General features: G+C 48.3%; 18 protein-coding genes and 1 other RNA gene. 16 read left to right on the top strand and 3 right to left on the bottom strand.

Going from position 1 to position 20,414, the window contains the following annotated elements:
- The first annotated feature begins 88 nt into the window (after positions 1-88).
- From LQE92_RS12715 to ffs, 9 genes are all read left to right on the top strand, one after another.
- Entirely contained in the window at positions 89-1,318 is a 1,230-nt protein-coding gene (locus LQE92_RS12715; RefSeq protein ID WP_231063330.1) for an ABC transporter substrate-binding protein, read from the top strand.
- 111 nt (positions 1,319-1,429) lie between these two features.
- The gene (locus LQE92_RS12710) at positions 1,430-2,332 is read left to right on the top strand and encodes a branched-chain amino acid ABC transporter permease (RefSeq protein ID WP_231063329.1); all 903 of its coding nucleotides are present in this window, start codon (positions 1,430-1,432) and stop codon (positions 2,330-2,332) included.
- Between the two features lie 10 nt (positions 2,333-2,342).
- On the top strand, positions 2,343-3,374 hold the full coding sequence (locus LQE92_RS12705) for a branched-chain amino acid ABC transporter permease (protein WP_231063328.1): 1,032 nt from the start codon (positions 2,343-2,345) through the stop codon (positions 3,372-3,374).
- Positions 3,371-4,150, top strand: coding sequence for an ABC transporter ATP-binding protein (locus LQE92_RS12700; RefSeq protein ID WP_231063327.1), 780 nt, complete (start codon positions 3,371-3,373; stop codon positions 4,148-4,150). The genes LQE92_RS12705 and LQE92_RS12700 overlap by 4 nt, the downstream gene beginning before the upstream one ends.
- Positions 4,143-4,853, top strand: a complete 711-nt coding sequence (locus LQE92_RS12695; protein WP_231063326.1) for an ABC transporter ATP-binding protein — start codon at positions 4,143-4,145, stop codon at positions 4,851-4,853. Before LQE92_RS12700 ends, LQE92_RS12695 begins: the two co-directional genes overlap by 8 nt.
- 31 nt (positions 4,854-4,884) lie before the next feature.
- A complete protein-coding gene (locus LQE92_RS12690) occupies positions 4,885-6,054 on the top strand; it encodes a pyridoxal phosphate-dependent aminotransferase (RefSeq protein ID WP_231063325.1) in 1,170 nt (389 codons plus the stop codon).
- 1 nt (position 6,055) lies between these two features.
- Positions 6,056-6,967, top strand: a complete 912-nt coding sequence (locus LQE92_RS12685) for a DMT family transporter (RefSeq protein ID WP_231063324.1) — start codon at positions 6,056-6,058, stop codon at positions 6,965-6,967.
- Positions 6,968-6,983: 16 nt separating this feature from the next.
- A complete protein-coding gene (locus LQE92_RS12680) occupies positions 6,984-7,787 on the top strand; it encodes a pyrroline-5-carboxylate reductase family protein (RefSeq protein ID WP_231063323.1) in 804 nt (267 codons plus the stop codon).
- Between the two features lie 53 nt (positions 7,788-7,840).
- Positions 7,841-8,103, top strand: an RNA gene (gene ffs / locus LQE92_RS12675) — signal recognition particle sRNA large type.
- Between the two features lie 89 nt (positions 8,104-8,192).
- On the opposite strand, the gene ade is transcribed toward ffs, so the two are convergent.
- Positions 8,193-9,983: an adenine deaminase gene (gene ade / locus LQE92_RS12670; protein WP_231063322.1), complete on the bottom strand. Its 1,791-nt coding sequence runs from the start codon at positions 9,981-9,983 to the stop codon at positions 8,193-8,195.
- Positions 9,984-10,226: 243 nt separating this feature from the next.
- Here ade and LQE92_RS12665 point away from each other — a divergent pair, with 243 nt between their 5' ends.
- The 4 genes from LQE92_RS12665 to recR all read left to right on the top strand — a co-directional run bounded on the left by LQE92_RS12665 (position 10,227) and on the right by recR (position 14,068).
- A complete protein-coding gene (locus LQE92_RS12665) occupies positions 10,227-11,330 on the top strand; it encodes a 6-phosphofructokinase (RefSeq protein WP_147597712.1) in 1,104 nt (367 codons plus the stop codon).
- A gap of 123 nt (positions 11,331-11,453) precedes the next feature.
- On the top strand, positions 11,454-13,088 hold the full coding sequence (gene dnaX / locus LQE92_RS12660) for a DNA polymerase III subunit gamma/tau (protein ID WP_231063321.1): 1,635 nt from the start codon (positions 11,454-11,456) through the stop codon (positions 13,086-13,088).
- A gap of 39 nt (positions 13,089-13,127) precedes the next feature.
- Positions 13,128-13,472, top strand: coding sequence for a YbaB/EbfC family nucleoid-associated protein (locus tag LQE92_RS12655; RefSeq protein ID WP_231063320.1), 345 nt, complete (start codon positions 13,128-13,130; stop codon positions 13,470-13,472).
- Complete coding sequence (gene recR, locus LQE92_RS12650; protein ID WP_231063319.1) at positions 13,472-14,068, top strand: recombination mediator RecR; 597 nt, start codon at positions 13,472-13,474, stop codon at positions 14,066-14,068. Before LQE92_RS12655 ends, recR begins: the two co-directional genes overlap by 1 nt.
- Positions 14,069-14,143: 75 nt before the next feature.
- Here the strand turns inward: recR and LQE92_RS12645 are convergent, their stop codons facing one another.
- Both LQE92_RS12645 and LQE92_RS12640 read right to left on the bottom strand, forming a co-directional pair.
- A complete protein-coding gene (locus LQE92_RS12645; protein ID WP_231063318.1) occupies positions 14,144-14,467 on the bottom strand; it encodes a branched-chain amino acid transporter permease in 324 nt (107 codons plus the stop codon).
- Entirely contained in the window at positions 14,464-15,144 is a 681-nt protein-coding gene (locus LQE92_RS12640; protein ID WP_231063317.1) for an AzlC family ABC transporter permease, read from the bottom strand. The genes LQE92_RS12645 and LQE92_RS12640 overlap by 4 nt, the downstream gene beginning before the upstream one ends.
- A gap of 1,108 nt (positions 15,145-16,252) precedes the next feature.
- Between LQE92_RS12640 and LQE92_RS12635 the strand changes: the two genes are divergently transcribed.
- From LQE92_RS12635 to LQE92_RS12625, 3 genes are all read left to right on the top strand, one after another.
- Positions 16,253-18,298 carry a tetratricopeptide repeat protein gene (locus LQE92_RS12635; protein ID WP_231063316.1) on the top strand — a complete coding sequence of 682 codons (2,046 nt, stop codon included), beginning with the start codon at positions 16,253-16,255 and terminating at the stop codon, positions 18,296-18,298.
- An 8-nt stretch (positions 18,299-18,306) separates the two neighbouring features.
- A complete protein-coding gene (locus tag LQE92_RS12630; protein WP_231063315.1) occupies positions 18,307-19,134 on the top strand; it encodes a Cof-type HAD-IIB family hydrolase in 828 nt (275 codons plus the stop codon).
- Positions 19,135-19,229: 95 nt separating this feature from the next.
- Positions 19,230-20,102, top strand: coding sequence for a CvpA family protein (locus LQE92_RS12625; RefSeq protein ID WP_231063314.1), 873 nt, complete (start codon positions 19,230-19,232; stop codon positions 20,100-20,102).
- Positions 20,103-20,414 lie beyond the last annotated feature (312 nt).

Genomic DNA, 20,414 nt, shown 5'->3' with positions numbered 1-20,414 from the left:
AAGATTGACAAAGGCAAATAAAGCTGATAATATTGTACTATGTCATATGTCATACAAAATAACAACAATTAAAAAGGAGGAAGAAACAATGAAGAAAATGTGTGCGCTTCTGCTGGCTGCTGCAATGACGATTGGTATGTTTGCCGGCTGCGGTAAAAAAGAGGAAAAGCCTGCGGATGCAAAGGGAACGGAAACCCAGAGCGGAGAGACGAAAGCCGCTTCGGAAGATAATTCCCAGGTGCCCGATGAAATCACCATTGGTTTTGTGGCGAGCATGTCCGGTGAGAATGCGCAGGCCGGCCAGTACAAAAAGGATGCCTGGGCGGTGATCCAGAAGGAGCTTGAGGCAACGGACGGCTGCATCACCATCATGGGCAAGCAGGTCAAAGTAAATGTAGAGTTTGTGGATACGGATTCCAAGGCCGATGTGACTGCCAATGCTTACTCCAAGTGTATCAATGACCTGAACGCCGTGGCGATCGTCGGTCCTGATGAGAGCTCCCTGACTCTGGCGGGAGCGCCCCTGGCACAGGAAGCGGGAATTCCGGTCATCTCCACCTTTGCGACGAATGAAAAGGTTACTCAGATTGGCGACTATATTTTCCGCGCTTGTTACATAGATCCTTTCCAGGGCCAAGTGGCAGCGAACTATGCTTACAATGAGCTGGGCGCAAAAACGGCAGCCGTTCTCTATTCCAACGCGGATGCCTATGCAACGGGTCTGATGGAATCCTTTAAGGAAAATTTTGAAGCCCTTGGCGGCGAGGTCGTGGCAGTGGAGACCTATGCCGGCTCAGATGTAAAGGATTTCAATGCACAGCTATCCAATATTAACGCAAAGACGCCCGATCTCTTATGGCTGCCCAATCAGGCCAGCGAGATTCCGCTTCAGATCCAGCAGGCGGATGCCATGGGAATCACCGCTACCATGATGGGGCCCGACTCCTGGGATGTTACAACAGTTCCCGAAACGGCCGGCGCAGAGGCGCTGGAAGGCTCCTACTATATTTCCTGTTTTAGCGCAGAAAGCGATAATGAAGTGGCACAGGCCTGGGTGAAGGAATTTGAAGAGGTAAACGGTTATAAGCCCGCGGCGCATGCAACCCTGGCGTATGAGGCTCTGAAGATTGTCATTAACGGTCTGGAAAATCTCACTTCCTTCAGTGAGGAAGAGCTCCGCGACAATATCGCTGCCACAGACCTTGATCTCCCCTCCGGAAGAGTTACCTTTGACGAGGGAGGCAACCCCAACAAAGCGGCGGTCATCATGAAATATGAAGACGGCGTCGGACACTATGTGACTAGCGTTCAGCCGTAGGGAAAGGCTTTATCATACATAACGGAAGGATTCCTGTTGATTAGGTTAGGAGCCGGCATTCGTGCCGGCACCTAACTTAAAAAATGTCTATGTCTATTAGGGGTGATGTTTATGGGCCATGTGTTTCAGCTTTTAATTTACGGCTTGCAGCTGGGCAGCTTGTACGCGCTGCTGGCGATGGGTTATACACTAGTTTTTGGTATCATTAGAATGATCAATCTGGCACATGCAGATTTAATGATGCTTGGCGCTTTCGCGGCGTATTTTCTGTTTCAATGGTTTGGCGGCACCGGCAGCATGGCTATACTTGTTCCGTTAATCATGATCGCAACGCTGCTTTTCGGCGCGGGAGTAGGTTTTGTAATAGAGCGCTTTGCATATAAACCACTGCGGGGCAGAACGACCGTGGCTTCTCTGGTGGCGGCGATCGGCGTTCAGCTTTTTATTGAGAATTTAATGCGCTGCCTGCCCGGAGTTGGAGCGCTGCCAAAAAATTTTCCAACCCTGCTGCCTAAGGTAAATATAAATATAGGAGGATATCAGATCTCATCGGTTCAGATCATTGTGATCGCGATCGCGGCTCTGCTGCTTCTGTTTATGCAGCGGCTGTGCTACCATACGGGATTTGGGAAACAGATGCAGGCAGTATCTGTGGACAAAGATGCTTCTTCGCTTATGGGAATCAACGTAAACCGGGTTATTTCCATTACGTTTTCTCTGGGAGCGGCTTTGGCCGCCATCTGCGGTATTTTGTACGGAAGCCTGTATCCGACCATCTATGTGTATATGGCAGGTACAATCGGAAATAAAGCGTTTATTTCAGCCGTTATCGGAGGAATCGGCAGCATTAAGGGAGCCATGCTGGGAGGCTTGATCATCGGTATTATGGAGGTGTTTTTACAATCCTTTGCGGCAAGCATTTCTTATGGCCTGTGCTTTGTTATCCTGATCCTGGTTCTTCTCTACAAACCGACAGGCTTGCTGGGCGGCAAGGCTGCCAGAGAAAAGGTATAGGAGGAACAGGATGAAAACAGTACGAAAAATATTTAAGCCGGAATATTTTATATTTCTGCTTATTTACTTGGTCATTGTAGGCCTGAATAAAATGGGCCTCATCAACGCTTATCTGTTTCAGGTGATCACCATTGCCGGCATTAATGTTATCATGACGATCAGTCTGAATCTGGTCATCGGAATCACGGGACAGTTTTCCATGGGGCATGCGGGTTTTATGTCCATAGGAGCTTACATAAGCGCGATTGTTTCAAGGCTGGCCTTTCAGGTGCTGGAGAGAACAGCGCTTACGGACAACCTGATTCTGCTGGCGGCTGTCGTAGCAGGAGGAATCATCGCGGCGGTCTTTGGTTTTATCATCGCCATGCCCACGCTGAAAGTAAAAGGCGACTATCTCGCCATCGTCACACTGGGTTTTGGAGAGATCATCCGTGCGGTATGGCGGGTGGTAGATTATACGGGCGGTGCTCTGGGATTCAGCGGTATTCCTAAATTAACAAATTTTACCTGGGTGTTTATCATCCTTCTGATCGCCATATATGCCAGCCGGAACTTTATCAAGTCCTCTTTTGGGCGCAGCTGCCTTGCGGTCAGGGAAAATGATATAGCCGCGGAGGCGATGGGTGTCAACTGCCGGAATTATAAGGTGCTGGCCTTTGTGTTTGCGGCGTTCATGGCAGGAGTGGCCGGCGGCCTCTACGCGCATTTGATTCAGTTCATCCAGCCGGATAATTTCTCCGCCGCAAAGTCCACCGATTATATCGTTTACCTGTATGCGGGCGGTGTAGGAACCATCAGCGGTTCCATTTTTGGTGCGGTAGTACTGACGATCCTGCCGGAGCTTCTGAGATTTTTGAATGATTGGCGCCTCGTTATTTACGCGCTGCTCCTGCTCTACATTATTATCTGGAAGCCCTACGGGCTGTTTGGCGGAAGGGAATTCAAATTCTTGAATTTGGAGACCATCGAGGCGACAGATTCCAAACTGAGGAAATGGATACGCCGGAGGCTTAGAAGAAAAAAAGAGGAGGCGAAGTCATGAGCAAGCTGGAAGCAAAGCATCTGGGGATACGCTTTGGAGGCTTACAGGCTGTAAAGGATTTCAACCTCACAATGGAATCCGGGGAATTGGTGGCCATCATCGGCCCCAATGGAGCAGGTAAGACAACGACCTTTAATATGCTCACGGGGATGTATCTGCCTACGGAGGGGGAATTGGCGCTGGATGATATCTCCATGGTCGGAAAAATGCCCTATGAGATCAATGAAATGGGGCTGTCCAGAACCTTCCAGAATATCCGGCTGTTCAGCAGCCTGAGCGTAATGGAAAACATACGGATCGCAATGAAGCGGGAAGCAAAATATTCCTTTTTTGAGGCGCTGTTCCGAACGAAAAAGTATAAGCTGGCCGAAAAGCAGATCAATGAGGAAGCTATGGAACTTCTTAAGCTGTTTGAGATGGAGGATGTAGCAGGACTTCAGGCGAAGAATCTGCCCTATGGCGAGCAGAGGAAATTGGAAATTATCCGTGCGCTGGCGGGGAAGCCTAAAATCCTGCTCTTAGACGAACCGGCGGCCGGCATGAATCCGACAGAGATTGAGGAGGTCATGGGTATCATCGCAAAGGTACGGAAAATGTATGACGTCTCAATCCTGCTGATCGAGCACCACATGAGCATGGTAATGAAGATCGCGGACAGAATCTTTGTACTGGATTTCGGAGAGACCATTGCGGAAGGGACGCCGGAAGAGATCCAGGGCAATCCCAAGGTAATTGAAGCGTATCTCGGGAAAGGAGGAGCAGACGAGGATGAGTGATTTATCGATCCAGAATCTCCATGTATCATATGGCAGCGTTAATGCCGTCAGAGGCGTCAGCTTTGAAGTGCACGAGGGCGAAATTGTGACATTGATCGGAGCGAACGGTGCGGGAAAGACAACCATGCTCCGTGCGATTTCCGGGCTGGAAAAGGCAAAAGAAGGCTCGATCCTGTACGGCGGCGCCGATCTTACAAAGCTGCCGGCTCATAAGATCGTAGAGAAGGGGATTGTACATATTCCCGAGGGACGGAGGATTTTTTCGAATCTGACCGTATACGATAACCTGGTAATGGGGGCTCATCTCCGCAAGGATACCGGAGAGATCAAGGCGGATCTGGAGGACTGCTTTGACATTTTTCCCCGCCTTAAGGAAAGATCAGGACAGCTTGGCGGAACACTTTCCGGCGGGGAGCAGCAGATGCTGGCAATTGCCCGGGGAATCATGACCCATGGAAAGACCATGCTGCTGGATGAGCCTTCCATGGGACTGGCGCCGCTTGTGGTAGAGGAGATCTTTGAGGTCATCAAACGCATTAACAAACGGGGGACAACAATTTTATTGGTGGAGCAGAACGCAAATATTGCCCTTAAAAATGCGGACAGGGCATACGTTCTGGAAACAGGCACTATCGTCAAGGAGGGCAGCGCAAAGAATCTGCTGCATGATCCCGCAATCCGTGCAGCATACCTGGGATGCTGATTTAATTATTAAAAAGAAAGAGGTAAGCACAATGGCTACTAGCTTAAATCCGTATGTTTTGGCGGCTCCTAATTCTAAGATCAGAACAGTATTTAATAAAGTGGACGGAAAAGAGGGGCTTGTAAAATTTGTACTGGGTGAACCTAATTTTGATACGGCCCCCAACATTGTCACCGCCGCGGAAAAGGCGCTGGAGGCGGGACATACGCATTATGTTACAAATGCAGGGATTTATGAACTTCGGAAAGCAATTTCGGATAAAATGCAGAGAGACAATCATATATATTATGATCCTCAGACAGAAATCATGGTTGCGAACGGAGGCACAGAGGCGATTTGGCTGTCGATGCAGGCAATCATAGAGCCGGGAGATGAGGTGCTTGTCCCAGGCCCCTACTGGTCGCCGTATCCGTCCTTGGTCAAGCTGCTGCACGCGGCGCCAGTGGTCGTTCCGATGCTCGAAGAGGATGGGTTCATGTATAATATTGAAAACCTGAGGAAGGCAGTGACGCCAAGGACAAAGCTGCTGATTCTCAATACTCCCTGTAATCCGACAGGCGGCATGGCTGATCTGCAGCTTCTGAAGGAAATTGCAGCTTTGGCAAAAGAGCGCGATTTTTATGTTATGTCGGACGAAGTATATGAGAAACTGGTATATGACGGGAACGAGCATGTAAGTCTGGCTTCTCTGCCGGGAATGAAGGAAAGGACCATTACGGTCAACAGCTTTTCCAAGTCTTATGCCATGACTGGCTGGCGTGTCGGTTATGTTATGTCAAGTGCAAGGATTATCAAATACTGCAATAAGCTGCATGAACTGGAGGCTTCCTGTACAAATGTTCCCGCCCAGTGGGGCGCTGTTGAGGCGCTGACAGGGGATCAGACGGTCGTTGATTTTATGCTGGGAGAATATACAAGACGGCGCAGAATGATTGTTGACGGTCTTAATGCCATAAAAGGAATCAGCTGTGTGGCTCCTAAGGGAACCTTCTATGCTTTTGCAAATGTAAAAGGGGCCAATATGAGTTCCGATGAGTTTTGTAATCGCCTGATTGACGAGGCCGGTCTGGTAGTGATTCCAGGAGATGCTTTCGGCGAATATGGAGAGGGATACGTCCGTATGTCCTTTGCCGTATCTGATGAGACCATTATAGAAGGACTTAACCGCCTGGATATGTTTATGAGTAAGCTGAATATTTAAGATGCACGGACATATAATTGGAGAATTGTGCGCGCTCGGAGTCGCTCTCAGCGATGCGGTGACCTGTACCTGTTTTAACGCGGCGGGAAAAAAGATAAATATCTTTACGGTCAATTTCCTGAAAACAATGACAGCGCTGATATGCGTGGCGGTGATACGTCTGATGATGTATGGGACGGTCAGCCTTGCGGGAGTGAGTCCGAGGGCATGGCTTTATCTGAGCCTTTCCGGTCTGATAGGATTTGTATTTGGAGACTTTTTCTATTTTTCCTCCTTTCTGTATCTGCCCTACCGCATATCAATGATGATTTTTTATTCCAGTCCCATTGTGACCTCTCTGGCGGCCTGGGAATTATATGGACAGATTCTGCAGCCTGTGGACTGGGCCGGCATTTTATTGATAACGATGGGGCTGTGTATCGTATTGCTGGCAAGAAGACGGCAGGCGGAAGGCGCGGGCCAGCGAAAACAGACGGCCCTCGGCGTGGCTTTTGCGGTGCTGGGAATGCTGGGGCAGGCGGGAGGCGTACTTCTCAGCAGCCAGGGACTGCGGCTGATCGAGACGGCCGGTGGCTCTTTGGCGGCCAGTCAGGTGCGGATTATTGCCGGTATCGGGGGATTTTTTGTCGTGATGCTGGTGGGGAAAAGACGTGCGGCGGCAGGCCAGGCACTGAAATATCCAAAGGAACTGGGACTGGTAATGATCGGAGGTATCTGCGGATGTGCCGTCGGGACTACCCTGACCCTGCATTCGCTTAATTATATCCCCGCGGGGATTTCGTCGGCCATAACATCGGTGTCCCCGGTCATGATCCTTATTTTTACGGTATTTGTGCTCAGGGAAAAGATCAGGGCGGCAGAGGTTATCGGAGCCATTGTCTGTATTTCGGGTATTGTTGCATTGTCGGTGTAGACAGGAGGCTGGAGGTATGAAGATCGGTTTTGTCGGAATAGGAAGCGTGGCCTTGGCCATTATTAAAGGGATTAACTGCCGGGGGACAGCAGATTTGAAGCTTTTCGGCTATGATCTTCACAGGGAAAGGGCAGAGACATTGGCGGAATTGTGTGGTCTTAAGGTGTGCGGATCCTTTGAGGAGACGGCGGAAAACAGTGATGTCCTTGTCTTGGCCGTAATGCCCGGAGAATTGGCTTTCGCCGCAGAAAGGCTTAAAAAAGCGGACGGAAAGCTCATCATATCGTTGGTGGAGGGAAAGAGACTTGCGTCTATGGAGAAATGGTTTCCAAATTCAGCCGTTGCGAGGATCATACCGAACATAAACGCGAAAGTGAGCGCTTCTGTTACTGGGATGTGTTTCAATGATAAAGTGACAGAAGAACAAAAACTATTTGTGGCAAAGATTCTCGAAGGAATCGGAACATACATGGAAACAGAAGAAAGATTTGCCGGGATTTTTGGCTGTATCGGCAGTGCGGTTCCCGCGTTTACTTATATCTATATTAACGCAGTGGCTGAAGCCGCCTTGAAGAATGGAATGCCAAAGCAGACAGCCTTGGAGATAGCTGCTCAGTCTGTTTTGGGGAGCGCTGAAATGCTGCTGAAAAGTGCCGTCCATCCCCTTGCGCTGGCGGACCAGGTATGTTTGCCGGGAGGCGCAGCGATAGAGGGGGTTTTTATGCTTCACAAGCTGGGCTTTGATCATGCCGTTCATGAGGCGGTTCTTGCAGTGATCGAGAAGTCCTTGGCCGCATGTACAGACGATGAAAGCATTTGACAAATATTCGTTCTCACGGTATACTGTTTAAGTATGACTTTGTCATAAAATTTCCGCACAGCCGGGGAGTTAGCGGTGTCCTGTACCTGCAATCCGCTATAGCAGGGGTGATATCCTGCCGAGGATTACAAACTGTGAAGCTGCCCTTTATAAGCGGCGTTGAAGTCTGGGTCTTACGCAACAAGACCCTGTGAACCGTGTCAGGCCAGGAATGGAGCAGCACTAAACAGGATATCTTGTGTGCCGTGAGGCTGCCTGGACCGAGCTGGCTGTAGAGGTACCGTTTGTGGTGCGTTTTTCGAAGCAGGATGTGCGGATTAAAATAAAACAAAAGAATGCAAAAAGGAATTTCCAGACCGGCGTCAGCCAGAAAAGAAATTCCTTTTTTATTATTGTTTTGTTATTTTATATTTCCAAAGGCACAGACCGGAAGCTGACGCAGTCTACCAGGCCCCGGTTGGTGAGCCTGAGCTCAGGCAGGCAGGCCAGGGGGATCAGAGCCATAGTCATGAACGGAGAAGGCATGGAGCAGCCGATCTTTTCCCAGGCGCGCTCCAGGCTTTCTACCATATGGCTCATCTCTTCCACCGGTTTGTCATTCATCAGTCCGGCGATGGGGAGGGGAACAGTACCCAGAACCTGTCCGTTTTGAACGGCAGTCATGCCGCCGCCGCACTGGATCAGGGTATTGGCAGCCAGGGCCATGTCTTCATCATTTGTACCGATGACCAGCAGGTTATGTGCGTCATGGGCTACGGTAGAGGCCATGGCACCGCAGGTGATGCCAAAGCCTTTAACAAAGCCAAATCCCTTTGTGCCAGTATTGTGATGACGTTCGAACACGACAGTCTTAAGAACATCCTGGGCCGGGTCGGATTCCAGAAATCCGTTCTTAGATTCCAGAGTGATGTGGCGTTCGCAGGAGCCGACCTTTGCAGGAATGATCTCAATCGCCCGCACCTCGGTCCGCCCGGACTTGGCCGGTATCCGGAAGGTTTCCGCTGTAATAGAATCCTTGATATGCATGGAATGAGTGGCCCATTCGGGGTAGGAATAGGGAGCAAAATTTTTCAGCATGGCTCCATTTTCCGCCGCCAGCTCACCGTCAATCCATACCTTGGAGACCTTTAATCCTTCCAGATCTTCCATCAGGACCATATCTGCGCACTTGCCAGGTGTTATGCTTCCGAGATCATGATCCATCTGGAAGCATTGGGCACAGTTGATGGTCACCATCTGGATGGCGGTCATGACGTCGATTCCTTCTTCTACGGCGCGGCGCACAATGTGATCAAGATGACCTTTGGAAAGAAGCGTGTGTGGGTGGGTGTCATCGGAGATCAGAGTGGCGAAGCGGGTATCAATCTTGTGTTCTGTGATGCTTTTCGCCACTTCTTTTAGATCATGCCACGCGGACCCTTCACGGAACATGGCGTACATGCCCAGACGCATTTTTGCCAGCGCGTCCTCTGCCCTGGTGGATTCATGGCAGCAGCGGACGCCGGATGCGATATAAGCGTTCAGCCCTTTTCCAGTCTCTGGCATGGAATAATGGCCAGTGACGATTTTGCCCGCTTTCAAAGTGGAGCCCGTGATTCCATGGGTATGTTCAGAGGAAGAAAGAATTCCCGGAAAATTCATCATTTCTCCCAGTCCGACGCATTCCTCCCAGTTCATGGTTTCCGCGACTTCCTCTGGTCCTATGAAAGAGCCGGTGTCCTCAAAGCCCGGGACTGCGGGGACGCAGGAGGGAGTGGTCAGCATTGCTTTGAGAGGCGTTCTGGAGGCGTCCTCCAGCATACATTTCACACCGTCGAGTCCCAGCACGTTGCAGATTTCATGGGGATCCATGTAGATACCGACAGTACCATGAGGGATGACGGAACGGGCATATTCACCGACGCCCATCATGGAGGATTCAACATGTATATGGCCGTCCAGGAAGCCCGGCGAGAGATATTGCCCGTCGGCGTTTATGACTGTGGTCTCCGGGCCGATGCAATGTGAGGCGTCCCCTACGAGGGCGATACGTCCGCAGGAGACTGCCACAGAAACGTCTTCCATTATTTCATGGGTGCAGACGTTGATTAATCTCGCATGGATGAGGACCATATCAGCCGGTAAGCTGCCCCCAGCCACAGCGGCCAGGGTACCGCTGACATCCCAGAGCGGTCTTTTGCAAAAAGTATTGATCATAAAATTGCCTCCTGTTCAAAGTGATTTGGATATTGAAGCTATTATATCATGGAACGGCCTAAAAAACATCCATGGAAAACTTTCAAAGACCGCCGGCCTGCTGCGGAAAGAATTTATAGTTTTAGGCTTGGGGCTTGCCCCGGGCCTTTGTTTATTATATAATAGTGTTGAGTTTTATTTTCGTTTTCGGATATGTAATAGAATGCGGCGGTTATGAAAATATGAGCAGAGGGAGGCGGTTTTATGATGAGAATCGGCATGTTGACCAGTGGAGGTGACTGCCAGAGTCTGAATGCGACCATGCGCGGTGTGGCAAAAGCTCTGTATGAGATGTATGACGATGTGGAGATCATCGGTTTTGAGGATGGCTATAAGGGTTTGATCTATATGAATTACCGCATTATGCAGCCGGAGGATTTTTCCGGCATCCTGACGGAGGGAGGTACGATTCTTGGCACCTCCAGACAGCCGTTTAAACTGATGCGTGTCCATGATGAAAACGATCTGGACAAAGTGGAAGCGATGAAACACACCTATAAGAAGCTCCGTTTGGAATGTCTTGTGGTCCTGGGCGGGAACGGAAGTCAGAAGACGGCAAATCTGCTTCGTGAGGAAGGTCTTAATGTTATAGGCCTTCCGAAAACCATAGATAATGACCTTTGGGGAACCGACATGACTTTTGGATTCCAGAGCGCGGTCGATATTGCGACCAACGCGATCGATTGTATCCACACTACGGCCGCCTCCCACAGCCGTGTGTTCATTGTAGAGGTCATGGGCCATCGGGTCGGATGGCTGACTCTGAATGCCGGCATGGCAGGCGGGGCGGACATTATTCTGATACCGGAGATTCCATACGATATTGATTCCATCGTGGCGGCGTTAAAGAAAAGAGAAAAGGCAGGAAAAGATTTTTCCATCATAGCGGTGGCGGAAGGAGCTATTTCCAAACAAGATGCGGGGCTCAGTAAAAAAGAGCTGAAAAAAAAGAAGGAAACGAATCTGGTCTATCCGTCCGTGTCATATGAAATAGGGGCCCAGATTGAAGAACGTACAGGTTTGGAAGTCCGTGTGACGGTGCCGGGGCATATGCAGCGGGGCGGTGCGCCCTGTGCCTATGACAGGGTCTTGTCTTCCCGGTTGGGAGCTGCCGCGGCTAAGATGATCCGTGACAAAGAGTATGGATATATGGTGGCGGTAAAAAGCCGTGAGATTTCAAAAACGCCTCTTGACGAAGTGGCAGGCCGCCTGAAAATGGTGGATCCTGAGGCATCGATCATTGAAGAGGCACGGCTTTTGGGCATAAGCTTTGGCGATGAACCGGCGGACGAACCGGCCGGAAAGTAATTGATGTTATGAGATACAGGCAGGGCGGGTCCGTGACCCGTCCCCTTTTCTCTTCCGCCTTTGCGGAATATTCCGCACGGAAGGATTGGGAAACAGGACAGACAGAGAAAGGCAGTAAGAGTCATGGCATATACGGCGTTATATCGGAAATGGCGGCCCGGGACCTTTGATGATGTCAAAGGACAGGATCATATTGTCACCACATTGAAAAATCAGATCAAGACAGGAAGGATCGGGCATGCGTATTTGTTCTGCGGCACCAGAGGCACAGGAAAGACTTCCATAGCGAAGATATTGGCAAAGGCGGTCAACTGTGAGCACCCGATGGATGGGAATCCGTGCTGTGAATGCGATACCTGCAGAACCATAGCAGCCGGAAATTCCGTTAATGTGGTGGAGATCGATGCGGCTTCCAACAATGGTGTGGACAATATACGGGAAATACGGGATGAGGTTCAGTATTCCCCGGCGGAAGGAAAATACAGAGTCTATATCATTGACGAGGTGCATATGCTGTCCACGGGCGCGTTTAACGCGCTGCTTAAGACATTGGAAGAACCGCCGTCTTATGTGATCTTCATATTGGCGACCACGGAAGTCCATAAAATTCCTGTCACCGTTTTATCGCGATGCCAACGGTATGATTTCCGGAGAATCTCCGGAGAAACGATTGCTGCGCGCCTGATTGAAATGGCCGCGGCGGAACAAATAGAGGCAGAAGAAAAGGCTGTCCGCTATATTGCGAAAAAAGGAGACGGCTCCATGCGAGATGCCATCAGCCTGTTTGACCAGTGTGTGGCATTTTATTACGGACAGAAGCTAACCTATGAAAAAGTGCTTGAAGTGCTGGGCGCCGTGGATAATGAGGTGTTCAGCGGATTATTGAGGGCAGTCGCATCGGGAAACACGGCAGAAAGCATCCGCCTGGTGGAAGAGCTGGTGATCCAGGGGAGGGAATTGACTCAGTTTGTACTGGAGTTTACCTGGTATATGAGAAATCTTCTGCTTCTGGAAGCCACAGATGGTGAAGAAGACGTGCTGGATATGACGGCTGAGGATATCAAAAGGCTGAAGGAAGAGACAAAGCTTGTAGACAGTGAGACCCTGATGCGCTATATTCGGATATTTTCAGAGCTTTCCAGCCAGATGCGGTATTCATCCGGCAAACGAGTGCTTTTGGAACTGGCGGTAATAAAGCTTACCAGGCCTCAGATGGAAGAAAATATGGATTCCCTGTTACAAAGAGTGAAGGAACTGGAGAAACGCCTGGATAAGGGGGATTTTCTGATTCCCGAGGGCGCGCTCCAGACCGGAAGCGGACAGCGGGGCGAACGCATTGAGACTGTAAATGCGGGGAGTTCGCCGTCGGGGCCGGGCGGCGCCGGGGACAAGGGACAAAAAAAGGTGGTGGCTCTTCCCAAAGCACAGTACGAAGATCTGCAGCTTATCAGGGAGCAATGGGGCCGTATTCTCAAGGAGCTGGGAGCGTCTATCAGACCGGCGCTCTCTGAAGCGGTTGTGGAACCCTTTGGTGATAGTGCTATCATGCTGGGATTTCGTGATGAAACATTTTATCTGATCGGCGGAAGGGAACAGGTTCTGGAGCAGCTGGCAGATTATGTACGGGCGAACTATCAGAAAGAAATGGAGTTTCGCGCCAGACTGCTGGCCGAAGGAGAATCTGCGGATACGCAGTATGTCAGCGAAGAAGAGTTAAAATCAAAAATTCATATGGACATCATAACGGAAAATAGTTAGAATGATAAAAGATTCAGGATAATAAGGAGGAGTTCTCACATGGCAAAACGTGGAGGATTTCCGGGCGGCATGCCTGGAAACATGAACAATCTGATGAAGCAGGCACAGAGAATGCAGAGGCAGATGGAAGATGCACAGAAGGAATTTGAGACGAAAGAATTTACCGCATCTGCTGGAGGCGGGGCGGTAGAGGTGACCGTGTCCGGCAAAAAGGAGATCACATCCGTGAAGCTGGCGGAAGAAGTTGTGGATCCGGAAGATATCGAGATGCTTCAGGATCTGATCATGGCGGCCACCAATGAGGCGCTCCGGCAGATGGAAGAGGCTTCTTCGGCAAACATGTCCGGCCTGACTGGCGGCCTTGGCGGAGGCTTCCCCTTCTGATGGATTATTACAGCAGTAAGATCACAGCGTTAATTGAAGAGCTGTCCAGGCTGCCCGGCATAGGGGCCAAGTCTGCCCAGCGTCTCGCTTTTCATATTGTAAACATGCCGGAAGAACGGGTGAAGCGTCTGGCAGAGGTTTTGGTGGAAGCAAAGCGAGGAGTACGGTACTGCCGTGAGTGTTTTACTCTGACGGATAATGAGCTGTGCCCTATTTGCGCCAGCGATAAACGGGATCATGGCACTATAATGGTAGTGGAAAGTACCAGGGATCTGGCGGCGTATGAAAAGACCGGACGTTACGAAGGTGTATATCATGTGCTGCATGGAGCGATATCCCCGGCATTGGGGATTGGTCCGGCGGATATCCGGCTGAAGGAACTGATGACCAGGCTCCAGGGAGATATATCAGAGGTGATCATCGCTACGAATTCAAGCCTGGAGGGGGAGACGACAGCTATGTATTTAAGTAAGCTGATCAAGCCGACGGGCATTAAAGTGACCAGGATAGCGAGCGGCGTACCGGTGGGCGGTGATCTGGAGTATATTGATGAAGTGACCTTGCTCCGGGCTCTGGAGGGGAGGACGGAGCTGTGACCGTCCGGCATATATGAGAATAATAAAAAGAATCCTGCGCCGCGGGATTCTTTTTTATATGATGGGAAATGTCTGCTAAACGAATACAGCCTGTACCAGAATCATGTATAAAAGAGTTCCCCCGCCGATGCTGAAGAGAAGGTTATGCTTCCATTTATGTATCAGGACGACGAAGGCGCTGGCCAGAAGTTCCGGTATGCCGAAGGGCCATGCATAAAATCGGATATCCTTGAAACAATAGACGATCAGCATGCCGATAATGGCATAGGGCAGAACGCGGCCTGCATAAGAAACAAAGGCCGGCGTTTCTTTATTGGCGGGGAACAGAAGGAACGGGAGCAGCCTGGTCAAAAAAGTGACTGCGGCGACAGTAAGGATCGTAAGGATCACGGATATCATGCGGATTCCCTCCTTCTGAGCATAGTTAAAGAAAAGAGCAGACAGAGCATAGCTGCGGGTATGAACCAGCTGGTGCCGAAAAGCAGTCTGCAGGCGGCGGTAATGACGATTCCCAGGACGGCCGGCAGATGATTGTTACTGTTTTCCCATTGATCTACAAATATTACAATAAAAAGGGCGGTCATAGCGAAATCGATTCCTTTGGAGTTAAAGGGAATCAGGTTTCCCGCTGCGTTTCCGATTACGCCGCCCAGAATCCAATAAAAGTGATTCAGGACTGCAATGAAAAAGAAAAACCATTTTTTGCTGACTCCGTCCGGTGGATTGGCCGAACAAAGGAGAGAAAATGTCTCATCCGTAAGAGAGAAGATCATGTAGGGCTTCAGCTTACCGGAATCTTTGAACTTATCCAGCATGGAAAGCCCGTAGAATAAATGCCGGGCATTGACCATAAGTGTAATGAGAAGCGTGGACAAAAAATTAAAAGGAAGCGTCAGAAGCTCTATGGCAACGAACTGCATAGAGCCGGCATAAATGATCACGCTCATGAAAATAGCCCATCCTACATGAAAGCCCTCGCTGCTCAGAAGAACACCGAAAGCGATACCCAGAAATAAATAACCCATGAAAACAGGCAGCGTTAAAGGAAACGCCGCCCGGAACGCTTTTTTTATCATATGAAAAACCCCTTTGCCTATATTTTCCTCATTGTTATTATAGCTATTTCATCTTCTGTATGCAACATTTTTGAAATTACAGTTAATTTTGAATAATATAACATTTATATCAATTAATTGGTAAAAATAAAATAAAAAAACTAAAAAAACCGCTTGACAATCAAAATCGAGTGTGCTATTATACAGTTACAACAAATAAACAAATAACAAATCCTCACAACAAGAGAAGCCCATAGAAGAATCTGACGAGAAAGGATTCGGGAAAACAGATCAGATGTAAAGGAATCTGATTTGGTAAAATCAGTACAGAGGAAGTAAGGAGTCAGTGGCGATTGCATAGGAATATCAATCAAAATTAGACAGAACCGGCCGATGGATGATAAAAAAAGCTTCTTCGAAACAACAGGGACGTATTACAGGAATAAAAGAAATCCATAAGCTGCAAGATGGAGAGGTTCAGAATTCGTGTAAGGTCGTCAATCGAAGTTGAGAGGGATTGTGGACAGGAAAATGGGAAGGAGGAGATTCCGCTGGACACTGAAGTCTCACGATTGAAAACTCAATATGGTTCTCATATGATGAAAGATAAATCCTGTTGGAACCGCCTTCATTATATAGAGAATATATAAATAATATCGTAAGTATCCGAATTAAGTATATGAAAATGTACAGATCGAAGAAGAGCTTCGGATCAGATGTGATAGCGTATATGAGAATCATAGAGTTTTCATCGTAAATGAAATTAAAATAAAAATCAGAATGCATGTAGGTAATGGAGATGAAGCGTCAAAGGATAGGAAGTTGACGTTAAGGACATAGGCTATATACAATTTGAAAAAGGCGAACAGGATATCACATGTTTCCTTCGATTGAAGCTTAAAAAGCTGGCAGACAAGAGCCTGTAAATAAAAATCCATTAGAGATGACAGGAGATGTTGCCGGACTTGGATAGTGAAAGAAAAAGAAGTTCAATACAATTTAATATATAAAATATAAAAAAGGGTACGAAAAGTACCCTTTTTTTACTGTTGTTTTTGACAAGAAAAATCGAGTATGTTAAACTTAGAGTGCACACGTATAGGTTATCAATTATTTTTGAGGTGATACCGTGGATAAATATGAATTAAGTATCAAAGAAGATAAGATTAAAAAGCATGCTGAAAAAAAGGATTATGTGACTGCGGCGAAGATTGCGGATACGATTGATTGGCGGCGCGTTAAAAACATAAAAATGCTGACGCTTGTTTCCCAGATCTATGAGAAGGTCAAAAATTATGCCGAGGCAAAAAACGTTCTTCTGATTGCATATGAACGCGTTCCGGTGGGGCGCCGTATGCTGTATAAATTGACGGAGCTTTGCGTTAAGTCAGGCAATCTGGATGAAGCAGAAGACTTTTTTGAAGAATTCCAGGAAATAGCTCCCAATGATATCAGCAAGCTGATTCTAGCTTATCAGATTGAGTCCTCCAGAGGGGAACCTTTGGAAAAGCTGATCACCATTCTGGAACTTTACCGCAAAAATGAGTTTGAAGAAAAGTGGGCTTACGAGCTGGCTTACCTATATCATAAAGCAGGCAGGTCCAAGGACTGCGTGCAGCTGTGCAATGAAATCATTTTGTGGTTCAGCGTAGGGCCTTATGTGGACAAAGCTCTGGAATTGAAAATGCAGTATGAGCCGCTTACTCCGTCTCAGCAGGAGAAGCTTGTAAATAAAAAGAAATTTGAAGAACGTATTAAAGCCGTGGAACGGGAATTCGAAGAAAAGTACTCTCAGGAAACGCTGGATTCCGGCCTCCTGGGGGAGGAGCCTACCTTGAAGGACGAAGGGCTTAAGGAAGCCGCAATGACGGATGAACCTGAGGCGACAGAAGAAGCTTCCGTTGACGAAGAAGTGGGGATCACATCCGATGTGCTTTTGCAGAACGCACAGTTTCAGGACATGGAGGCGGATCTGGCGCAGTCCGTAAGAGCTGCGGCGGAAGAAATGCCTCAGGCTGAGGAAACAGCTGGGCAAGATACAAAAGAAATTCTGGCTCAGACAAAAGAGCTTAAAAGCTCAAAGCCGGAAATCACACAGACAACAGAGTTTTTGAATGAAGTTTCCGCAGCACTTGCTGCTTCCGTTTTTGCTGATTCAGAACAAGAAGATGAAGCAGAAGAGATGGATTTGGAGATTCCGGAAGAGGAAGCGGATAAAAAAATAGACGCGGAAGTAGTGGAAGAAGAGCCTAAGGCAGCAGAGGAAACCCCTGCAGAGGATGCTGCCGAAGAGAAAGACGAAGCTGGGAAAATTCCAGATGCGGAGTCGAGCGAATCTGAGGAAAACGGACAGAATGAAGAAATCCCGGCTGAGGACAAGGCAGATGAGATGATTCCGGAAACGAAGGCTGTCGATGCTGATTCGGCCGCGGAAGACGAGGGACAGGAAGAAGACAAGGCTCCGGCAGAAGCGGATGAGAAGGCGGAAGAAGTATTTGAAACGCCGGAAGAAGAGCTGGAAGAAGAAGAAATAGATGAGAAGCAGATAACATGTGTAGTTGTGGAGGAGGAGCCTGGCGAAGGCAGGATTCCTCTGGCAGTGGAAAAGTTGAAAAAGACCCACGAGATATTGGGAGTGCCTGCCACTCAAGTGGCTAAGATTTCAGGGGCGAAACTGAGTGCTAAAGGGATTCATAATACATTCACCCGGCTGGCTGGAAGGGATCTGATCGTAGATAATGCAGCGGACCTGACGGGATCCGCGGTCAAAGAGCTTGTCAGAGAATTAAAGAAGCCGTTTGTTTCCATGGTACTTGTGCTGGTTGATTCTCCGGAACGGATTGATAAGCTGCTGGTTCAAAATCTGGAATTAGACAAGCTGTGTGTTTATCTGGAAGACGAAGAACAGATGAGCGTGGACGATTTTGTGACCAGCGTCAATGCATATGCGGAGGAAGAAGAATGTATTATTGATGAGATGGCGGGCTTGGCCATCTATGCGCTGGCGGAACGGATGAGAAATGATGGCATTCCGCTGTCGGAGCAGGAAGCAAAAGCTCTGGTGGATGAAGCAATTGATAAGGCAGAGCATAGAGGGCTGAAGGGGCTTTTTGGCTCGAAATATGATAAAAAAGGCTATTTGATTTTAAAAGAACAATATTTTAAGAATTTGTAAGGTGGACTATGAGTATTCGGCTGATAGCGTTGGATCTGGACGGAACACTGCTGACCACGGACAAGCGGCTGACAAAGCGTACCTTGGATGTGCTCACCAGGGCTTCGGCCAGGGGGATTCATATTGTACCAGCTACGGGACGAAGCGTGACAGGTCTCGCACCGGAGGTGCGGGACCTGCCGTTTGTTCGTTATGCCATAACTGTGAATGGAGCCGTGGTATGGGATTTAAAGGAACAGAGAGCGATATTCAAGAAGGTTTTTTCCAGAGACCAGGCGGAAGAGGTATGGGATTTTATCTCCGGCTATCAAACCATGCAGGATGCCTGCATTGACGGCATTGCAAGGATGGAGCCTGAATATTACTGGCATATAGAGGATTTCATGCCGGATGAATCCAGAAGCTTTTTGATTCGTTCCACCAGAGTCCCTACAGAGGGAATGCGCTCTTATGTGGCGGACGCGCGAAACAGCGTTGAAAAATTTAACGTGTTCTTTAAACAGGAAAGAGAATGCAGCCGCATAGAGGCGAGGGAAGCTCTGAAACGTTTTTCTTATCTGACGGTGACCTCTTCCATTGGTAATAATCTTGAAATCAACCACCTGGAGGCTACAAAGGGCAGCGGATTATCTGCGCTGGCGTATCACCTGCGTTTGGAAAGAGAGCAGGTCATGGCTTTTGGCGACGGTGAAAATGATATTTCTATGCTGAAAGCGGCCGGAATGGGGGTGGCTATGGAAAATGCCTCTTCCATAGTAAAGGAATCGGCGGATACGGTCACTTTGTCCAATGATGAAGATGGAGTGGCCTTGGCCATTGAAAAGTTTGTCTTATGAGGATAAAGGCTTATATTGCAGGCGGAGAATACTATATGACGGAGTTCTTTGTTCCACGTAAGAGCTTGGGGCATAATCTGAAATAGGAAGGCGCGATGGATATTAATCTGGTTTTTATAGTAACGATAATAATTTTGATCATGAGCATAATAGTGGGAGGTCTTCGGGGATTCTTTAAAAGCAGTCTGTCTTTGGTGGCCCTGATTTTATCAGGTATCATCGTAATGGCGTTGAATCCGCTTGTCACTGGTTTTTTACGCAGCAATACGAAGCTGGACGAGTGGATTGAAGGAAAAGTAGCAGGAATGATCACCGAGGAACAAGACTTGGGAATAAATGCGGACGGAGACAGTGTGACGCTGGAAAAGGATATTACGCTTCCTATGGACATTCAGCTGCCCAACGGTACAGTCCTTCCGGCAGGTACGGTCCTTCCGGCGGGGACCACGCTGCCTAAAGGAGTTGGACTTGATGAGCTTTTGGAGCAGGTGAACGAAAACCTTTCTACGGCGCAGCAAAGCAAGGTCATAGAGAGCCTGCCGATACCGGAGAGCCTTAGAAATTCTTTGGAAGAAAATAATAATTCCGCGATATACAAGGAATTGGGCGTGAATCAGTTCACAGATTATATAGGAAGCTTTATAAGCAACATATGTCTGAATATCATCGGATATATTGTTACGTTCATGATTGTGTTCTTCGCGCTTCAGATTCTGATGCTGGTATTTAATGTAGTAGACAGACTTCCTATTATACATGGAATCAATCATTTTGCCGGGGCGCTTCTGGGAATCGTAAAAGGACTTTTGCTGCTGGAGATTTTATTTTTGTTGCTGATTCCGTTCACGGCGACCGCTTTTGGACAAAATGTGCTGGGGCAAATTGAGAATAACGCTTTTTTGAGTATGTTGTATCATAAAAATATCTTGATCAGGCTTCTGATGATGGTCGTTGGAAAGACGTTCTGACCACAATAGATTGTATAGAATAGAAGCTGCGCCACAGGTATATGTGGACTGTCTTTCAGGGGGGTAAAAATGTCTATTTTTCAAGTGAAAAATCTGTGTAAAATTTACCAGGGATTGCCCTTGACAAACCATATTTTGGTATGATATATTAAAACTCCACGGCGGATAGAACCGCAAATGCGAGAAAACGCTGTGGAAGAAAAAGAAAAAAATGGTTGACAGGAAGCGGCGGCTATGATATCCTATAGAAGTTGTCGCTAACGCAGCGAGACACAGGACCTTGATAACTGAACAGTATATTCCAACCCCTGA

The organism is Lientehia hominis, assembly GCF_021044755.1.
In the GTDB taxonomy this organism is placed as follows: Bacteria; Bacillota; Clostridia; order Lachnospirales; family Lachnospiraceae; genus Lientehia; species Lientehia hominis.
This window is presented reverse-complemented; position numbering and strand designations above follow the sequence as displayed.

Excerpts from the sequence above, each read along its gene's own strand:
- LQE92_RS12625 (WP_231063314.1), top strand. The coding sequence starts at position 19,230 with ATGGATATTAATCTGGTTTTTATAGTAACGATAATAATTTTGATCATG.
- LQE92_RS12645 (WP_231063318.1), bottom strand. The coding sequence starts at position 14,467 with ATGATATCCGTGATCCTTACGATCCTTACTGTCGCCGCAGTCACTTTT.
- LQE92_RS12700 (WP_231063327.1), top strand. The coding sequence starts at position 3,371 with ATGAGCAAGCTGGAAGCAAAGCATCTGGGGATACGCTTTGGAGGCTTA.
- LQE92_RS12665 (WP_147597712.1), top strand. The coding sequence starts at position 10,227 with ATGATGAGAATCGGCATGTTGACCAGTGGAGGTGACTGCCAGAGTCTG.
- ade (WP_231063322.1), bottom strand. The coding sequence starts at position 9,983 with ATGATCAATACTTTTTGCAAAAGACCGCTCTGGGATGTCAGCGGTACC.
- LQE92_RS12640 (WP_231063317.1), bottom strand. The coding sequence starts at position 15,144 with ATGATAAAAAAAGCGTTCCGGGCGGCGTTTCCTTTAACGCTGCCTGTT.
- LQE92_RS12685 (WP_231063324.1), top strand. The coding sequence starts at position 6,056 with ATGCACGGACATATAATTGGAGAATTGTGCGCGCTCGGAGTCGCTCTC.
- LQE92_RS12630 (WP_231063315.1), top strand. The coding sequence starts at position 18,307 with ATGAGTATTCGGCTGATAGCGTTGGATCTGGACGGAACACTGCTGACC.
- recR (WP_231063319.1), top strand. The coding sequence starts at position 13,472 with ATGGATTATTACAGCAGTAAGATCACAGCGTTAATTGAAGAGCTGTCC.
- LQE92_RS12680 (WP_231063323.1), top strand. The coding sequence starts at position 6,984 with ATGAAGATCGGTTTTGTCGGAATAGGAAGCGTGGCCTTGGCCATTATT.
- dnaX (WP_231063321.1), top strand. The coding sequence starts at position 11,454 with ATGGCATATACGGCGTTATATCGGAAATGGCGGCCCGGGACCTTTGAT.
- LQE92_RS12695 (WP_231063326.1), top strand. The coding sequence starts at position 4,143 with ATGAGTGATTTATCGATCCAGAATCTCCATGTATCATATGGCAGCGTT.
- LQE92_RS12710 (WP_231063329.1), top strand. The coding sequence starts at position 1,430 with ATGGGCCATGTGTTTCAGCTTTTAATTTACGGCTTGCAGCTGGGCAGC.
- LQE92_RS12655 (WP_231063320.1), top strand. The coding sequence starts at position 13,128 with ATGGCAAAACGTGGAGGATTTCCGGGCGGCATGCCTGGAAACATGAAC.
- LQE92_RS12690 (WP_231063325.1), top strand. The coding sequence starts at position 4,885 with ATGGCTACTAGCTTAAATCCGTATGTTTTGGCGGCTCCTAATTCTAAG.
- LQE92_RS12715 (WP_231063330.1), top strand. The coding sequence starts at position 89 with ATGAAGAAAATGTGTGCGCTTCTGCTGGCTGCTGCAATGACGATTGGT.
- LQE92_RS12705 (WP_231063328.1), top strand. The coding sequence starts at position 2,343 with ATGAAAACAGTACGAAAAATATTTAAGCCGGAATATTTTATATTTCTG.